This window comes from Selenomonas sp. oral taxon 136 (genome assembly GCF_001554015.1).
GTDB lineage: Bacteria > Bacillota > Negativicutes > Selenomonadales > Selenomonadaceae > Centipeda > Centipeda felix.
Genome location: NZ_CP014239.1, coordinates 1,070,001 through 1,086,053, shown reverse-complemented (window position 1 = coordinate 1,086,053; position 16,053 = coordinate 1,070,001). Strand labels below are relative to the sequence as shown.

The following is a 16,053-nucleotide window of genomic DNA, read 5'->3' as shown; positions in this document are numbered from 1 at the left end:
GTGGGTCCCTTTCCTCAAAGCCGCGATAGGGCTCCTGTTGCTATGCGTTCAGTGCTTCCTCGAATACGCGGAAGAACGCCGCAATGTCGGGCGCGTCGATCGCGCCGAGTGCACACAGGCGGAAGGTCGATGCCGTCTGCATCTTGCCGGGGTAGATGGTGTAGCCGCGCTCATAGCAGTAGTCATGCACCCGGGTGAAGTCAAAGTCTGCCGACGGATAGTTGACGGCGACGACGAGTCCCGACTGGATCGCACGCGGGATGGTCTCGGTGAGCCCCAGACGGGCGATTCCCTCGTGGATGGCGTTGATCGTGCGTGTATGACGCGCCCATTTCTTCGTTTCTCCCTCGGCGAAGTATTCGGCGAGCGCGCGCTTTGCCGCGTATACGGTCTGCACGGGTGGGGTAAAGCGCATCTCGCCCGTCTCCTCGAAGCCCTCGTACTGCATGACGAGGTTCGTATAGTAGGAGCGCACGGGATAGTCCTTTGCCGCCGCGAGCAGGGATTTCTTGGTGATGACGAAGGAGAGCCCCGTCATGCCCTGGATGCCCTTCTGCGCCGAGGACATGCAGACGTCGATGTTCATCTCGTCGGCGGAGAAGGGGATCATGGCATAGGTCGAAATGGTATCGGCGATCATGACCGCGCCATGCGCGTGGGCGAGCGCACCGATCTCGCGTACGGGGTTCAGGATGCCCGTGCCTGTCTCCTGATGCGTCGTGTAGACGGCGGCGATGTCGGTGTTCTCTGCGAGCGTGCTCTCCACCGCATCGAGGTCGGGCAGACCGTCCGCCGGGAAGGTCAGGTTGATGTGCGGCACGGAGTAGGCGCGTGCGACGGCTGCCGCGCGTGCGGAGTAGGCGCCGTTGTTGATGATGAGGAGTCTTTTCCCGGCGGGGACGAGCGAGCTGACGCACGAATCAATGCAGAGCGTGCCCGATCCACAGAAGAGAACGGTCGCCCAGTCCGCCGCATCAGCGTGGACGACCTTCAGGAGGTCGGTGCCGAGCGCGCGCATGAGCTGACCGAATGCACGCTCGCGCGGGCAGATGTCGGGGACGATCTGCGCCATCTTGACGGTGTCCGTCGTGGTCGCAGGTCCCGGGTTGAGGAGGACGTTGCGCTGGATGTTCATAATTTACCTCCGATACAGGAACACGTTGAAGTTGAACGGCGCGTTCCAGTAGCCCCTAAGCTGCATTGGCGTGAAGACGATGTGCAGGTCATGTGCGCGGGCAAAGTCCTCAAAGAAACTGCGCGGAAAGAAGAGATTGCTGAGTCCCTTGTAGCGCTCGTCGTAGTCAGGGATTACGGTGCGGCGGTAGGCATGAAACTCTTCTTCTTTGTCACGATCGTGTACGTCAATCAGGCCAATCGCGCCGGTCGTTTTTTCGAGCATACGCAAGAGGACATGCTCCGCATATCCCAGATTGGGCAAGTAGTGGAGCAGGCTGTTTGTGTATACGGCATCGTATTTCTGCGTTGTATCAATGGCGTCCGCCTCACCGGCGTAGAGCTCGATGGCATTGGGAAGGACCGCTTGCGCAATCGCGACAAGACCCTCGGCATAGTCGGTTCCGCCGACCGTTATCCCCGCACGCTGCAGCAGGTAGAGGTTTGCCCCTGCACCGCAGCCGACCTCAAAGGCCCGGTCTCCATGCGTGAGACGCAGCCGATGCTGGATCTCGGCATCCAGTTCGAGCCATGCGTCCAGAGAGATGCCGCCCTCCATGACGTCGAAGCCGTTCATGCGCTTGAGCTCGAGGAAGATATCCTGCCAGCTGCCGGCAAGAGCAGCTTTGTTTGCGTGCCGTCGGTTCCAAACGTCTTTCCACTTGCTGTCCATGTGACCTTCCTTCCATACAGATGACGCGGCGCTCAGACGACCTCGATCAGTCGGATGATGTCCTTGATCGGCAGGAGCTCCTTGTCGATCTCGTGGGCGCGGTGATGGACGAGGATGGAGCGTGCCGCATTCTCCATAGAGGGGAATGCCGCGCGGGTGAGCTGGTTTGCGTAGATGACGATGCGGACGCCATGTGCCGCGAGCTCTGCCTCCGTGATCGTGTTGTAGGAGGAGGGGACGGCGACGATGGGGACGTCAGGGTGGCTCGCGTGGAAGGCGTCGCAGAATGCGATGACCTCATCGGGCGATTTGGCGCGCGAGTGGATCATGATGGCGTCTGCACCCGCCGCGACATACGCTTCGGCGCGTGCGAGGGCATCCTCCTGCCCCTTTTCGAGGATCAGGCTCTCGATGCGCGCGATGATCATGAACTCCTCCGTGCGCTGTGCCGATTTGCCCGCCGCAATCTTTTCGGAGAAATTTTCGATCGTGTCCTGCGTCTGCGCGACCTCCGTGCCAAAGAGGGAGTTGCGCTTTGCGCCCGTCTTGTCCTCGACGATGACGGCGGAGACGCCGATACGCTCGAGGGTGCGGACGTTGTAGGCGAAGTGCTCTGCCGTTCCGCCCGTGTCCATGTCGAGGATGATGGGCTTCGTCGTGACGTCCATGACCTCGTTGATGGTCTGGATGCGGTCGGAGAGGTCGACGAGCTCGATGTCGGGCTTGCCGCGTGAGGTCGAGTCACAGAGACTGGAGACCCACATGGCGTCGAACTGGTCGAGGCCGCCGTCATTCTCGACGATGGTTTTCTCCGCGATCAGTCCCGTGAGGCCGTTGTGCACCTCGATGGTCTTGATGATGGGGACAATGTCGAGGAGACGGCGCAGACGGCCGCGGCGCGCCTCGGGCATAGCGAGCAGCTCACGCATCTGCCAGTCGATCTTGCGCACCTCGTCATTATAGGTATAGGATGGTTCGATCAGTTTTCCGCCGTAGCGCGCGAGCGCCGCGAGGACGTTCTTGCGGATGGCGGACTCAGGGCCCTGCGCCCAGTTGCTTCCGTGGACGACGTAGTCGGGGCGCAGACGATCCAGTACCTCGTCGTACATGATGTGATCCTGTACGATGACCTCCGCGACCTCGGACAGCTCGCTGAGCATCGCCATGCGCTCTTCGAGTGTCTTCGTCGGAAAGCGGTTGTAGCGTACCATCTCCGCGTCGGAGAGGACACCGACAGTGACCCGGCCGAGCTCCGCCGCCGCGCGCAGGAGGTTCTTGTGTCCTGCGTGGATGATGTCCGTGCAGAAGCAGGTATAAACGTTCTTCATATCTTTCCCTCTATTTCATTTTTGCTGATTTTTACGGTGCATCCTCTTCGCAGAACCTCGTTACGCAAGCGGTCGGGTACTTATCTGCCTAAATACCTGCGGATTCCAAACGCGCTTCGCTTGAACGGTAGAAATCCGCAGGGGGGCAGAACGTACCCTTTTCTCCGCTTGCTTCACTAGGTTTGCTACAGGGGATGCACTGCCTTCTCGGCAGAGAGAACCTCCTGTAGCTTCGCTTCGGGCATCCAGCAGACGGGCATCCAGCAGACGGGGCTCAATTATGTCTTATCCGCGCCTCCAGCGCCCGCAGATCCGCCACGGTGTCGATCTCCCACACGTCCTCGCGCGTGCACTCCCTGATATACACATCGCATGTGTCGGGATTGTATTTCAAAATGATCTCGTCCCAGTAGAGCTGACGGTATCGTTCTTCGCGGTACATCGCATCCGCACAGGCCGCGAGCCGCCGCCCGTCCTCTGCCGTCCAGTAGGAGAGACCGAGCATCTGGTGACAGGGGTGTGAGCTTTCTGTAGCGATGTGCGTGATCCTCCCGTCGGCATCCGCGTCGAAACACCAGTCATCCGTCGCTGCCACGGGGAAGGCGATGTAGTTCGTGCGCTCCTGTGTGGGCGTGATGATGGCGGGATGCGCGAGGTAGAGATCACCCTCGATGACGTAGCTGTCCTCAAGCAGCCCTGCACGCCCCGCGAGCGCGATGGAGGATATGTTGTTTGCCGCCGCCCAGTCCGGATTGTCGAGAAAGGCGATGTGCGGGTACGCGTCCTTGAGCGTGTCAAGCGCCGCACCGCAATAGCCCCGTATTATAGTAATCGACGAAATCCCCGCCGCATTAAGCGCATCTAAAATGGTTGCGATGATCGGCACGCCGTTCACGGGGACGAGCGGCTTCGGCAGGTGATCGGTCAGCGGCGCGAGCCGTGACCCGCGCCCGGCTGCGAGAATGACGGCGCGCGTCACACGATGTGCATTCATCAGCACAGCCCCATTTTGCGTTTCGCCTTCGCGAGCGTCTTTTCGGCGATGTGTGCGGCGCGCTCCGCCCCCCGCGCAATCTCTGCGTCGAGGTACGCCTTATCCGTGAGCAGCTCCGCATAACGCTCACGGATGGGGCGCAGCTCATCGGCGACGACCGTCCCAACGGCCGTCTTGAAGTCGCCGTAGCCCTTTCCTGCAAACTCCGCCGTGATCGCATCGCAGGATTTCCCGGTGATGGCGGAGTAGATCGTCATGAGGTTGTTGATGCCGTCCTTGCCCTCGCGGAACGCGACCTCGGCATCGCTGTCCGTGACGGCAGACTTGAATTTTTTGAGGATCGTCTTCTCATCGTCGAGGATGAAGATGGTCGCCTTGGCGTTCTCGTCGGACTTGCTCATCTTCGCTGTCGGCTCCGCGAGACTCATGACGCGCGCACCCGCCTTCGGGAAATAGCCCTCGGGCAGGCGGAACGTCTCGCCGTAGACGTGGTTGAACCGCGCGGCGACGTTCCGCGTAAACTCAAGGTGCTGCGTCTGATCTGCCCCGACGGGCACGTAGTCCGCCTGATAGAGAAGAATATCGCCGGCCATGAGCGCAGGGTAAGTGAAGAGTCCCGCGTTGATGTCCTCGGGATGCTTCGCCGACTTGTCCTTGAACTGCGTCATGCGGCTGAGATCACCGAACGGGCTGAGACAGGAGAGCATCCATCCCATCTGCGCGTGTGCACTCACGTGGCTCTGGATAAAGACAAGACTCTTCTCCGGATCAAGTCCGCACGCGAGCAGGAGGGCAAACGCCGCGCGGCTTGCTTTTCGCCGCATCGCAGGCTCGTGATAGACGGTGAGCGCATGGAGATCGGCGACGAAGTAGTAGCAGTCGTATTCCTTCTGCAGCTGGCGCCAGTTTTTCACCGCGCCGAGATAGTTGCCGAGGGTGAATGTGCCGGTGGGCTGAATGCCGCTCAGGATGATCCTGCGGCGGGCTGGATCGTTTTCGTTCATGGATATTCCTTCCTTATACACATAGAATCTCTTTCATTATATCTCATGAGAGGAAGATAAGCAAAGCCGCGGAGCAATGAATTTCCCGTTAAGGAGATAGAAGATACGGAAATAATTTTATGCCCGTAACATTCGTTACAGAAAACGATTGCCAATACCCAGTAGAATGACGTTGAGAATCGTTCTATAATCGACCAACGGAGGTGTTATGATGACAGAACAGAAGCAAAACGAGATGGGCCATGAGTTCCTTGCACGTCTTGGCAAGACGCGCCTGCGTCCCGGCGGGCGTGAGGCGACGGAGTGGCTCCTTTCCCATGTGGATTTTACCATTGACACGCGTGTTCTTGAGGTCGCCTGCAACATGGGCACGACGATGATCGCGCTGGCGGAGGAGCATGGCTGCCGCATCACGGGCCTCGATATGAATCCCGCCGCCCTCGCGAAGGCGCGTGCCAATATCGAGGCACACGGGCTTTCCGATGTGGTCGATGTGGTCGAGGGCAACGCCATGGCGCTGCCGTTCCCCGATGCTGTGTTTGATGTCGTCATCAATGAGGCGATGCTTACCATGCTGCCGCGCGAGAACAAGGCAAAGGCGATCGCCGAGTACTTCCGCGTGCTGAAGCCGGGCGGCGTACTCCTGACCCATGACGTTGCCCTGCGCACGGACGACGAGGAGCAGGCGGCGGAGCTGCGCGCGGGGATCTCGCGTGCGATTCGCGTAAACGTCGATCCGCTCTCTGAGGGCATGTGGCGCCAGCTCTTTCAACAGGCGGGATTTACGACGGAGGTGCAGACGGGGCGGATGACGCTGCTCGATCCTGCCGGATTGGTGCGCGACGAGGGGTTCGACGGTGCGATGAAGATCATCCGCAACGGGCTGCGCACGGAGAACATCGACCGTTTCCGCACGATGTTCAATTTCTTTTTCGATCATGGCAAAGAGTTTTCCTATATTGCCGTCGTCAGCAAGAAGTAACGAAAAGCAGCGAGGATGCTTCGCTGCGCACATGGGCAGCGGTATGTCATATTGTGACGTACCGCTGCCTTTTTTGCGTGAAAAATACCTTGCCAAGAATCTTCCTCTCTGTTACAATATCTTCCGTAGCAAAAAATGCGAACCACAAGATATAGTATTATTTATGGATAAAGGAGCGAAATCTATGACAGTGACGACGGTGACAAAACGCGCGGGCAATGCGGTGCCCTACGACCGTTCGAAGATCCTCAATGCCATTACCTCGGCGAGCAAGGAGTACGTCCACCCGATGACGGCGCTTGAGATCGACACGGTGACGAAGAGCGTCGAGGAGGCGTTTGGCGACCGCACGGAGATCAGCGTCGAGGAGATCCAGGATCTCGTCGAAAAACAGCTGCTCGCGCACGGGCACTATGACATTGCGCGCCGCTACATCACCTACCGCCAGCGGCATGCCCAGCGCCGCCGCGCGCAGAAGCATCTCATGGAGAGTTACCGCGACATCTTCTTTGCCGATGCGGTGGACTCCGACCTCAAGCGCGACAACGCGAACATCAACACGGACGCGTCGATGGGCATCATGCTGAAGCTCGGTGCGGAGGGGGCGAAGCATTTCGTCGACAACTACGTCCTCGATGAGCGCTACGCGACTGCTGACCGCGAGAACTTCATCCACATCCATGACAAGGACTTCTCACTCATCACGTTCAACTGCTGCCAGATCGATCTTCTGAAACTCTTTCGCGGCGGCTTCTCGACGGGACACGGCTTCCTGCGCGAACCGAACTCCATCCGTGCCTATGCGAGCCTCGCGTGCATCGCGATCCAGTCGAACCAGAACGACATGTTCGGCGGGCAGAGCATCAACGCGTTTGACTACGCCATGGCAGACGGCGTAAAGAAGTCCTTCCGCAAGGCAATCCTCGAGGAGGCGTGGAAGGCGCTGCTCTACCACATCGGACGCGGCTACTTCACGCATGAGGCGTTCAAGAAGGCACTGCGCGCCGAGCTCGACTTTGCCGTCTGCGTCTATGCGGAAAAGCAGGACGATGTGCGTGCGGAGCGCGCCCGTGCCGAACTCATGCGTGCACTGAACATCGTCTACAGTGCGGCATTCGACACCCCGGCGGAGCAGGAACTCGAGGCGGACGTGCGGACGATCTACCAGCTCGCCTGCGAAAGTGTCGAGGAGGAGACGCATCAGGCGATGGAGGCGCTCATTCACAACTTCAACACGCTCCACTCGCGTGCGGGTGCACAGGTGCCGTTCAGCTCCATCAACTACGGCATGGATACCTCGCCCGAGGGACGGCTCGTTATCCGCGAGGTACTGAGCGCGATCTGGCAGGGGCTCGGCAACGGCGAGACGGCAATCTTTCCCATTTCTGTCTTTCAGCTTAAGGCGGGCGTCAACTACAACCCCGAGGATCCGAACTACGACCTCTTTATCGAGTCCTGCCGCGTCAGTGCGCGCCGCCTGTTCCCGAACTACGTCAACCTCGATGCGCCGTACAACCTCCAGTACTACAAGCCCGGCGACTACAACAGCTGCGTCGCAACCATGGGCTGCCGCACGCGCGTCATGAGCAACGTCAACGGCCCCGAGCAGTCGGGCAGCCGCGGGAATTTTTCCTTTACGACGATCAACCTGCCGAAGCTTGCGCTCGAGGCCAAGGGCGATCTAAAGAAGTTCTGGGAACTCTACGATTACTATATTGACCTCTGCCACGACTATTTGCTCGATCGGCTGAAGATTATCGAGGAAAAGCACATCTACAACTATCCATTCCTCATGGGGCAGGGCGTCTGGCTCGACAGCGAAAAGGCGAGTCCCGTCGACTCCATCAAGGAAGTGCTGAAGCACGCCTCGTACTCGATCGGCTTCTGCGGACTCGCCGAGTGCCTTGTTGCACTCATCGGAAAGCACCACGGCGAGAGCGAGGAGGCGCAGAAACTCGGGCTCGAGATCGTCGGGCACATGCGCGAGCGTACCGATGCCTACACTGAGGCGGAGCACCGCAACTGGTCGACGTTCGGCACGCCCGCCGAGAGCACGGCAGGACAGTTCCAGCGTGCGAACAAGCGCGTCTATGGGACGATCCCCGGCGTCACCGACCGCTCTTACATGACGAACTCAAGCCATGTGCCCGTCTACTACGACATCAGCGCCTACGACAAGATCCGCATCGAGGCACCGTATCACGCGCTCGAGAATGCGGGGCACATCGCCTACATCGAGATGGACGGCGACCCGTCGAAGAACGTCAAGGCCTTCGAGAAAGTCGTCCGCGCCATGCACGACGCGGACATGGGCTACTTCTCCATCAACCACCCCGTCGACCGCGACCCCGTCTGCGGCTACACGGGACTCATCGAGAACGAGTGCCCGCACTGCCACCGCAAGGAGACCGCCTTCGGCACGATGACCGTTCCGCGCATGAAGGATTAAGGAGGCAAACCGGGCGCATAGCAGAGGCTATGTGGAACATTGGCTAATGAAAAGCGGGCGTAAAAGATGCGTCAAGATGGTTGTGCCAAACTTATTCGTGCTTCCCTAGCCCCTTCGTAAATGGGGAAGCTGCTATGCCGTGATTTCGCTAAAGCCTCCTCCGTTGTGACGGGGGAGGGGGAACGCGAGCGGTCAACGTCAGCCAATCACACATCGCTAACGCTCGTGTTCTTGGGACGTTTTCGCATACGACCTGTTTCCCAATCAGCTTCGTCCTACGGACTTGCTTCTTGGACAGGTCAGCAAGCGGTGGCGGGGGCACAAGAAAGGACTGCCGTACGAGGCTTGACTCGTTCAGCAGTCCTTTTTATATGGAAACTTGTCTACAGTTGAACCATGGGCATACTTTTGCTAAAATATTCCATCGAGGAGGGGGATCTCTGTGCGTGAAAAAGAGTGGCGTACCTGCGCGATGACCGTCAACGGACTGCCGCAGCGTGTTCGTTACCGTACCGACACGGTGGAGCATCTCTTTCTGCCGCTGCTGCGTCGTCTCACGGAGCTGCAGCGGCGCAGCGGGCGGCGATGCATCGTCTTCCTTGCCGCGCCGCCCGCTACGGGGAAAACGACGCTCGCGCAGTTCTTGGCGCAGCTTTCACGCACCGAGGCGGGGCTGACCCCCGTGCAGGCACTCGGCATGGACGGCTTTCACTACCCAAATCGCTGTCTCGCAGCGCATACCATCCGGCAGGGCGGGGAAGAAATCCCCCTGAAATCCATCAAGGGCGCACCCGAGACATTCGATGCGGCAGCACTTGCGGAGAAACTTGCGGCGGCAAAGGTTGGCGCGGTTCAATTCCCTGTCTATGACCGCCGCATTCACGATGTCGTGCCCAATGCCGTCACGGCGGATGCGCCAATCCTCCTCGTCGAGGGCAACTGGCTGCTCTTGGACGAGGAGCCGTGGAGCGGCCTCCGTCCGCTCGCCGACTATGCCGTCCGTATCGACGCACCCGCCGCGTTCCTGCGGGCTCGTCTCATCGCCCGCAAGGTGCAGGGGGGCCTCTCCGAGGCGGAGGCGACCGCCTTCTGCGAGGCGAGCGATGCCCGCAACGTCGAACGCTTTGCCGCACATGCAGGTGCGGCGGACGAGATCTGGCGCATGACGGCGGACGGGGATTTTGTACGGGTATAAATTTCCATATGAAAACTCCCACTGCGGCTGGCACCGCAGTGGGAGTTTTGTCGTCCGTTGTGTTATACTGAAGCTGCCACGGCCCAACCAAGCCAATCCGGCAAGGAAGGGAGGTTGTCACGATGACCATCGGAGATGTTATGCTTTCCCTGCTGACCAGCGTACTCGGGAGTATTCTCGGGGCGCTGATTCTGCAGAGGCTGGGGCGGTAGAAGCGACCGCCGTTGTGGCACCAGCCAGATGCGACCTCACCAGTTGCAAAGAAAGACCCCTGAGGTAACCAGCCGCAGGGGATTTCTTTCTTTTGGTTGTCAATGACCATCGTTGACTTCTACACACAGTATAACACGTTTATGCTGTTTTGCAAGGATAAATTTATCACCCCGCCGCCGCGTTCTCCACGGTCGGCGCTGCGCCCTCGGTGATGCATTCCTTCGTCACGGTGACGCGGCGCGGGGCGGTCTCACGCGGGATGTCGAACATCACGTCGAGCATGACCTCCTCGATGATGCCGCGCAGGCTGCGTGCGCCCGTTTTGCGCTCGATTGCCTTTTTTGCGACGGCACGCAGTGCGTCCTCGGTAAAGACGAGCTCCACGCCGTCCATCGCGAGCAGCTGCTGGTACTGGCGTACCGGCGCGTTGATCGGCTCGGTGAGGATGCGCAGGAGTGCGTCTTCGTCAAGGGTTTCGAGCGTGCAGATCACGGGCAGGCGGCCGATGATCTCAGGGATGATGCCATACTCCATGAGGTCCTCCGGCGTGACCTGATGGATGAGTGCGTCGTATTCCTTTTCGAGATCCTTGCCGCGCACCTCCGCGCCAAAGCCCATGGCGACGTTGCCTTTCTTGAGGCGCTTGGCGATGATCTTCTCGATGCCGACGAATGCACCGCCGACGATGAAGAGGATGTTTTTCGTATCGACCTTGATGGTCGGCGCCTCGGGGTGTTTACGCTGGCCGCGCGCCGTGAACTCGACGACACTGCCTTCGAGCATCTTGAGGAGTGCCTGCTGGACGCCCTCGTGGCCGGGGTCAGCAGTGATGGAATTGTTTGCGCCGGATTTGCGCGCGATTTTATCGAACTCGTCGAGGTAGATGATGCCGTGCTCCGCCTTCTCCACGTCCTTGTCCGCCGCATAGTAGAGGTTGCGGACGGCGACCTCGACATCCGCGCCGACGAAGCCCGCCTCGGTGAGGCTGGAGGCATCTGTCACGGCAAACGGCACATCGAGGAGCTTTGAGAGATGGGAGAGGAGGGCGGTTTTGCCGCAGCCCGAGGGACCAAGCATGATGACGTTCGACTTCTCGATCTCCGTGCCCTCGTCCTCTTTCTTTTCGTAGCCGTATTTCATGCGCTTGTAGTGGTTGTAGACGGCAACGGCGAGGATTTTCTTCGCGCGGTCCTGATTGATGATGTAGGTGTCGAGATACTCCTTGATGAGGTGAGGGCGCGTCTTTTCCAGTACGTCGCCCAGCTCCTTGCGGAACGTCGTGCGCTCCTCCGAGGAGACGGATGCGTCGTGCTCGTCGAGGTAGCGGTTGATCTCACGCACGCAGTCCTTGCAGATCGCAAAGCCTGTGTTCGGATCGTAGATCGGCATATCGTATTGGTCGCGCACGTCGATGATGCGCTTGCAGAAGGTGCATTGATGCTTGACCGGATTTTTCGGCATTTCAAATTCCTTTCAGGGTATTTCATCTAGGAAATCGCTGATAAAACAGTCTCTCAGATCGGCGTAGATTTTGTCCGATTGAGGCAGCAAACCGGACGCATAGCAAGGGCTATGTGGAGAATTTGCCGACGACAAGCGGACGAAAAGATGCGTCAAGATGGTCGTGCCGAACTTATCAGTACTTCCCCCAGAATAAATTCTATCATAGAATACCACAGGAAGGGGGAAGAAACAAGGAACAATCATCTGGGGAAATATAATTATGGATAGAAAATTTTTCCTGCTGCATATCTTGTTTTATGGTAGAATGATTTCATACTCGATAAAATGATTTTGCGTTCAATGAGAAAGGACGTAGAGAGATGAGGAAGGGGATCCTGTTCGGGCTTATTCTGGGAGCGCTCATCTATTTTTTCGGCCCCGGCTTGGGGCTTTGGAAAAAAGATGCGCCTGCTGCACAGCCGATGACAGCGACGCAAACAGAAAAGACGGATGCCAAAACCAAGGAGAATGGGGAGCGCGGCACAAAGAAGGGCAGCGAGAAAACCACGGGGGGCTCTCTGCGTACGGACCAACCTGCAGCGCAGAGTGCATCTGCACAGAAGCCTGCGCTTGTCGGGCGTGTGGAGTCCATCTCGCGCCCGTCCTCGCTGACAGGTCCGATGGGCACCGTGCAGGGGCCTTTTGCTCTCGTCAAACTGACGCTTGCAAACCGAGGCTCGAGCAGTATCCACATCGTGAGTTTTAACATACGCATGGTTGATACGGATGGCAACAGCTATGCAGTCTCGGACAGCGGTATGGGCGTGCTCTTTCACAACAGGGTTGCCACGTTCCACATGGAAAACATATCACCAGGGATGCAGATGACAGCAAGTGTTGTTTTTGCCATGCCCGCGGGAGCGACTCCCGCAAAGATACTGGTGCAGCCGCATGGGCCGAATCAGCCGATATCGGAGATCAAATTATAGGACGGGGCTGCGCGGGGGCGCGCAGCCAGCTGATAGAGGAGGAATAGATATGGATATCCGAACCTATTATGAAGAGCAGCGTGGACTCATGTGTACCGCCATGCAAGAATCTCTGCCGTACCTGCGGCGGCTCCTGCGAATGGATGCGAAGCAGTTTGCGGCAGTACTGGGGATCCACGAACAGGAGATGGCGGACATCGAGGTGGGAGGCGAGGAGCTCGGTGCGACGATGTTCCTCGCGATTGCCGCTGTGCTGGACGGCGCTGTGCGGGAGAGGCCAGAGATTGCCGTGCGGATGGAGACAATTCTCTCACTCAACGCACCTGAGGACGCAGGCCTTTTCGATCACCTCGGTACGCTCTCACTCACACAGCGGTGGCTCGACACATTCCCTGCGCCTCTCGATATATATGCACAGGACAGTACACGCGACTGGCTGACGGAGGAGGATTACCATGCCTTCGCGACGGACTGCCGCATCTTCCTTGACCACAGCGTCGTCGCATCGGAGGGCTTCTTTGCGGCAGCAGAGCCGCTGCTCGCTGCATTGCGTGAACATGGCAGTGCTTTCTTCATCTCCCTCGCGACTGTGCGAGCTCTTGAAGGGGATATGCGCAGCACGGATGATGCCGTGCGCAGAAGAGCCAAGCACGGTATGCAGCATTTGGTGCAACTGCAGGAGGAGGGGCTGATCGACCTGCGCGGTGAAGATGACGACGGGTCGGAGCTCAGTACTTTCTTTTCCGTGTTTGCGCGATTCAAAAATGCCCATCAGATTGTACTCTTTACGAACACGTCTGACTGTGCAGCACAGATCGCACTGCTGAATCGTGCTCGCCTCGGCGGTGCGGAGATCGACCTTGTCGGATATCAGACCGATCACGGATTTTATCGCTGGCAGGTTTCGGGCGCAGACTGCGGCATACCTTCCTATGCAGACGAGGAGGATGATGCGGACGTGCGGGAACCGGTGATCGGATGGGATGACCTTGACGGTGTGCCTGCGGAACCCTCCGATGCGCCTCTTGAGAACCTTGAGGAGATTGAACGTGTGCCGCCTTCCGCTGAGGAGATACCTCCGTGTTCGGACGAGGTAATTATCTTCGACGAGCCGGATGCTGCGGAGCTGGAGACTATGGCAGCGGATATGCGGGCGTTCGAGAAAGGTATGATAGAGAGCAGCGCACCCGCCGCCGCAGCGGACGATGTCGCGACAGCTGAGCTCGTGGACCGGCAATGCGGTGATAATAGCAATGACAGCACTCCGTTCACGCCGAAGAGCAGCGTACCGGAGCATGACCGCAGTGCTTTGCCGCGTGGATGGGACGAGATCGGCTGATGAGAAAAGACGTAGGGGGTGGAGAGCGCGTGCGCGTAGGGACGGGACGCAACATGAAGGAGCGGCAAGAGAAGCTGCTTGATATGTATTTCAAGGACTGGAAGGTGTTCATTGACACCTGCAGTCTGCTCAAGGAGGCTGCGCCGACGTTCTGGGAACGCGCCAGACCCTATATTTTGAAGTACAACAACCCCGTCATCGTTCCGGAGCGTGTGCTTCACGAACTGCAGAAAATTTACAGGAACGCCGCGGGGGTATATGATCCTGTGGATGTGCGAAATGCGGAACGCTGTTTGTCAGAGTTTTTGCCACGGTATCAGCAGGAGAACCTGCTCGAATTTCGTGGAGAGCCGGTTGATCGGGAAGGTCACGCAGACAACGTCTTCATCACGCAGTTTACGCGTCACCGCATGACGTACAACCTCCTTCTCATCACGCAGGATGCAGACCTCGGCGCGGACATCCGCAACCTTGTCAACCAGCGTTCCGTTCAGCGCGGCAAGAAAATCCATGTACGGCGCATCGATGGCGGCGGCAACCTTTTCCCGCAGGATGGAAAGAAGCCGCATACGAAAAGGACGGACTCCGCGCGCGCGCAGACAGACGGTGACCGTCGACCGCATGGTGGGCATGAGCATACGGCAGGGCAGAGGCCCGCGCCGCAGCGCACGGACAGCCGCTCGTCCGCCATGACCACTGCACGAAAGACCGTCGTCACGGCCATCGCCGATGATCCGCTGCCTGCAGCACACATCCCCATCGAGGGCGAGATTGTCTTCCGCCTACAGAACGGCGTGCCGGAGCGCATACGTCTCGGCAAGGAGATCGGTAAGGGCGGCGAGGGCAGGATCTACGAAACGGGCACGCCATACGTTGCGAAGATTTACGCGCGGGACTGCCTGACTGTACGGCGGCGGGAAAAGATTCGCCGTATGCTCAGCCGCAGTATCTCCTATGCGGGCATCTGCTGGCCCTGTGCAGAACTCTCAAACGAGAGCGGGGACTTTGTCGGCTATCTAATGCCGCGGGCACAGGGGCAGTCCCTGCAGATCGCCGTATTCAGTCCGCGGCGCCTGCAGAAATTTTTCCCGCACTGGAAAAAGGTCGACCTTGTTATCCTTTGCATTACCATCCTTGAGAAGATCAAGTACCTTCACGACCACGACATTCTCATCGGCGACCTGAATGACCAGAATATCCTCGTCGTTTCCGCGACCGAGGTCTACTTTGTTGACACGGACAGTTATCAGATTGAGGGCTTTCCCTGTCCCGTAGGCACCCCCGTTTACACCGCCCCCGAGGTGCAGGGACAACCGTTCTCAAGCTTTCTGCGCACGAAGGGGAATGAGGCATTTGCTATCGCGACCCTGCTTTTCCGCATCATGCTTCCGGGTAAGACGCCTTACTCCCAGCAGGGCGGCAACGATCTGCAGGAAAACATTGCACGCGGTGATTTCTCCTATCCCTGCGGAGAGAACTCGAATCGCCGTGCTCCCGACGGCCCGTGGAGATTCATCTGGAGCCATCTCCCGCGCCGTGCGATGAAAGAACCGTTTTATCAGACCTTCCGCAAGGGCGAAGCACACTACGAAGAGTGCGACCGCCTCGATGTGAACGCGTGGCTTGCAAACCTGCGCGAGTACAAGAACCTCCTCACGAATGGGAAGTATGCGGAGCAGGATGCCCTCTCACTTGAGATTTTTCCGAATCGCTACAAGCACATTGAACCAAATGCAGACGCGAAGTCCCCGCAGCAAACGAAGACATGGGGGCACTCAACGCCGCATACAAAGTCTGGAGCGAAGCAGTCGAAGTCACCAGAAAAACGCCCGTGCCGCGTTTGTAAGAGCGAGGTGCCGGTCACGCAGCTCGACCACGGCGTATGTTCCTTGTGCAGAGGAGAAATTTATGAATGGAAGCAATGTAGAACGTGCGGCAGCCGTTTCTGCATCACCGCTGCCGAGCACGCCTTCTTCGTGGATAAGGGGCTGGCTCAGCCCGAGAACTGCAGGGAATGCCGCGAGGCGCGAAAGAAGGAGCGCGAGACGTGGCTCACGACACCACAGCAAAACACCTCTTCGCGCACGCCCGTCCCGCAAAGTGACCGTGCGGAGGAGAGCTCATCATTTGAGACCGTTGCCGGAATCGGCATCGGGCTTGCCATTGCCTATGCCGTCGTTCATTTTCTATTATAATATGGGAGAAATACCATGAAAGACCTGCACCTCATCCGCATGGACGACCTCGTCACCAATCCGACGCCGCGTGTAC

The 16,053-nt window shown here is 58.6% G+C and carries 13 protein-coding genes (1 of these 13 cut by a window edge); 7 read left to right on the top strand and 6 right to left on the bottom strand.

Annotated features, from left to right (window positions below; all coding sequences use genetic code 11):
• Positions 1-40: 40 nt before the first annotated feature.
• The 5 genes from AXE86_RS05265 to trpS form a co-directional block, all read right to left on the bottom strand.
• Entirely contained in the window at positions 41-1,135 is a 1,095-nt protein-coding gene (locus tag AXE86_RS05265; protein ID WP_061945339.1) for a 2-aminoethylphosphonate aminotransferase, read from the bottom strand.
• A 3-nt stretch (positions 1,136-1,138) separates the two neighbouring features.
• Positions 1,139-1,846: a class I SAM-dependent methyltransferase gene (locus AXE86_RS05260; RefSeq protein ID WP_061945336.1), complete on the bottom strand. Its 708-nt coding sequence runs from the start codon at positions 1,844-1,846 to the stop codon at positions 1,139-1,141.
• 32 nt (positions 1,847-1,878) lie between these two features.
• Positions 1,879-3,174: a phosphoenolpyruvate mutase gene (gene aepX / locus AXE86_RS05255; RefSeq protein ID WP_061945334.1), complete on the bottom strand. Its 1,296-nt coding sequence runs from the start codon at positions 3,172-3,174 to the stop codon at positions 1,879-1,881.
• Positions 3,175-3,448: 274 nt separating this feature from the next.
• Positions 3,449-4,168, bottom strand: a complete 720-nt coding sequence (locus AXE86_RS05250) for a phosphocholine cytidylyltransferase family protein (protein WP_061945332.1) — start codon at positions 4,166-4,168, stop codon at positions 3,449-3,451.
• Complete coding sequence (trpS, locus tag AXE86_RS05245; RefSeq protein WP_061945330.1) at positions 4,168-5,172, bottom strand: tryptophan--tRNA ligase; 1,005 nt, start codon at positions 5,170-5,172, stop codon at positions 4,168-4,170. The genes AXE86_RS05250 and trpS overlap by 1 nt, the downstream gene beginning before the upstream one ends.
• Positions 5,173-5,383: 211 nt before the next feature.
• Between trpS and AXE86_RS05240 the strand changes: the two genes are divergently transcribed.
• The 3 genes from AXE86_RS05240 (at position 5,384) to AXE86_RS05230 (ending at position 9,798) form a co-directional block, all read left to right on the top strand.
• Positions 5,384-6,154, top strand: coding sequence for a class I SAM-dependent methyltransferase (locus AXE86_RS05240; RefSeq protein WP_198145306.1), 771 nt, complete (start codon positions 5,384-5,386; stop codon positions 6,152-6,154).
• 184 nt (positions 6,155-6,338) lie between these two features.
• On the top strand, positions 6,339-8,603 hold the full coding sequence (locus AXE86_RS05235; RefSeq protein ID WP_061945326.1) for an anaerobic ribonucleoside triphosphate reductase: 2,265 nt from the start codon (positions 6,339-6,341) through the stop codon (positions 8,601-8,603).
• 442 nt (positions 8,604-9,045) lie between these two features.
• Entirely contained in the window at positions 9,046-9,798 is a 753-nt protein-coding gene (locus tag AXE86_RS05230; RefSeq protein ID WP_232294929.1) for a nucleoside/nucleotide kinase family protein, read from the top strand.
• A 378-nt stretch (positions 9,799-10,176) separates the two neighbouring features.
• Here AXE86_RS05230 and clpX read toward each other — a convergent pair whose 3' ends face one another.
• Positions 10,177-11,472 (bottom strand): ATP-dependent Clp protease ATP-binding subunit ClpX, encoded by a 1,296-nt coding sequence (gene clpX, locus AXE86_RS05225; protein ID WP_009753363.1) that lies wholly within the window; start codon positions 11,470-11,472, stop codon positions 10,177-10,179.
• A gap of 362 nt (positions 11,473-11,834) precedes the next feature.
• On the opposite strand from clpX, the gene AXE86_RS05220 reads away from it, so the two are divergent.
• The 4 genes in view from AXE86_RS05220 to AXE86_RS05205 are tightly spaced (at most 49 nt apart) and all read left to right on the top strand, a layout consistent with a single transcriptional unit that may run on beyond the window.
• On the top strand, positions 11,835-12,443 hold the full coding sequence (locus AXE86_RS05220) for a DUF4352 domain-containing protein (RefSeq protein ID WP_050342327.1): 609 nt from the start codon (positions 11,835-11,837) through the stop codon (positions 12,441-12,443).
• Between the two features lie 49 nt (positions 12,444-12,492).
• Positions 12,493-13,782: a hypothetical protein gene (locus AXE86_RS05215; RefSeq protein WP_061945324.1), complete on the top strand. Its 1,290-nt coding sequence runs from the start codon at positions 12,493-12,495 to the stop codon at positions 13,780-13,782.
• The gene (locus AXE86_RS05210; protein ID WP_061945322.1) at positions 13,782-15,977 is read left to right on the top strand and encodes a zinc-ribbon domain containing protein; all 2,196 of its coding nucleotides are present in this window, start codon (positions 13,782-13,784) and stop codon (positions 15,975-15,977) included. The genes AXE86_RS05215 and AXE86_RS05210 overlap by 1 nt, the downstream gene beginning before the upstream one ends.
• Before the next feature lie 15 nt (positions 15,978-15,992).
• On the top strand, positions 15,993-16,053 hold the start of the coding sequence (locus tag AXE86_RS05205) for a vWA domain-containing protein (RefSeq protein WP_061945320.1). The gene runs 707 nt beyond the window's last position; 61 of the gene's 768 nt are visible here — the first part of the coding sequence; the start codon lies at positions 15,993-15,995; its stop codon lies beyond the right edge, outside the window.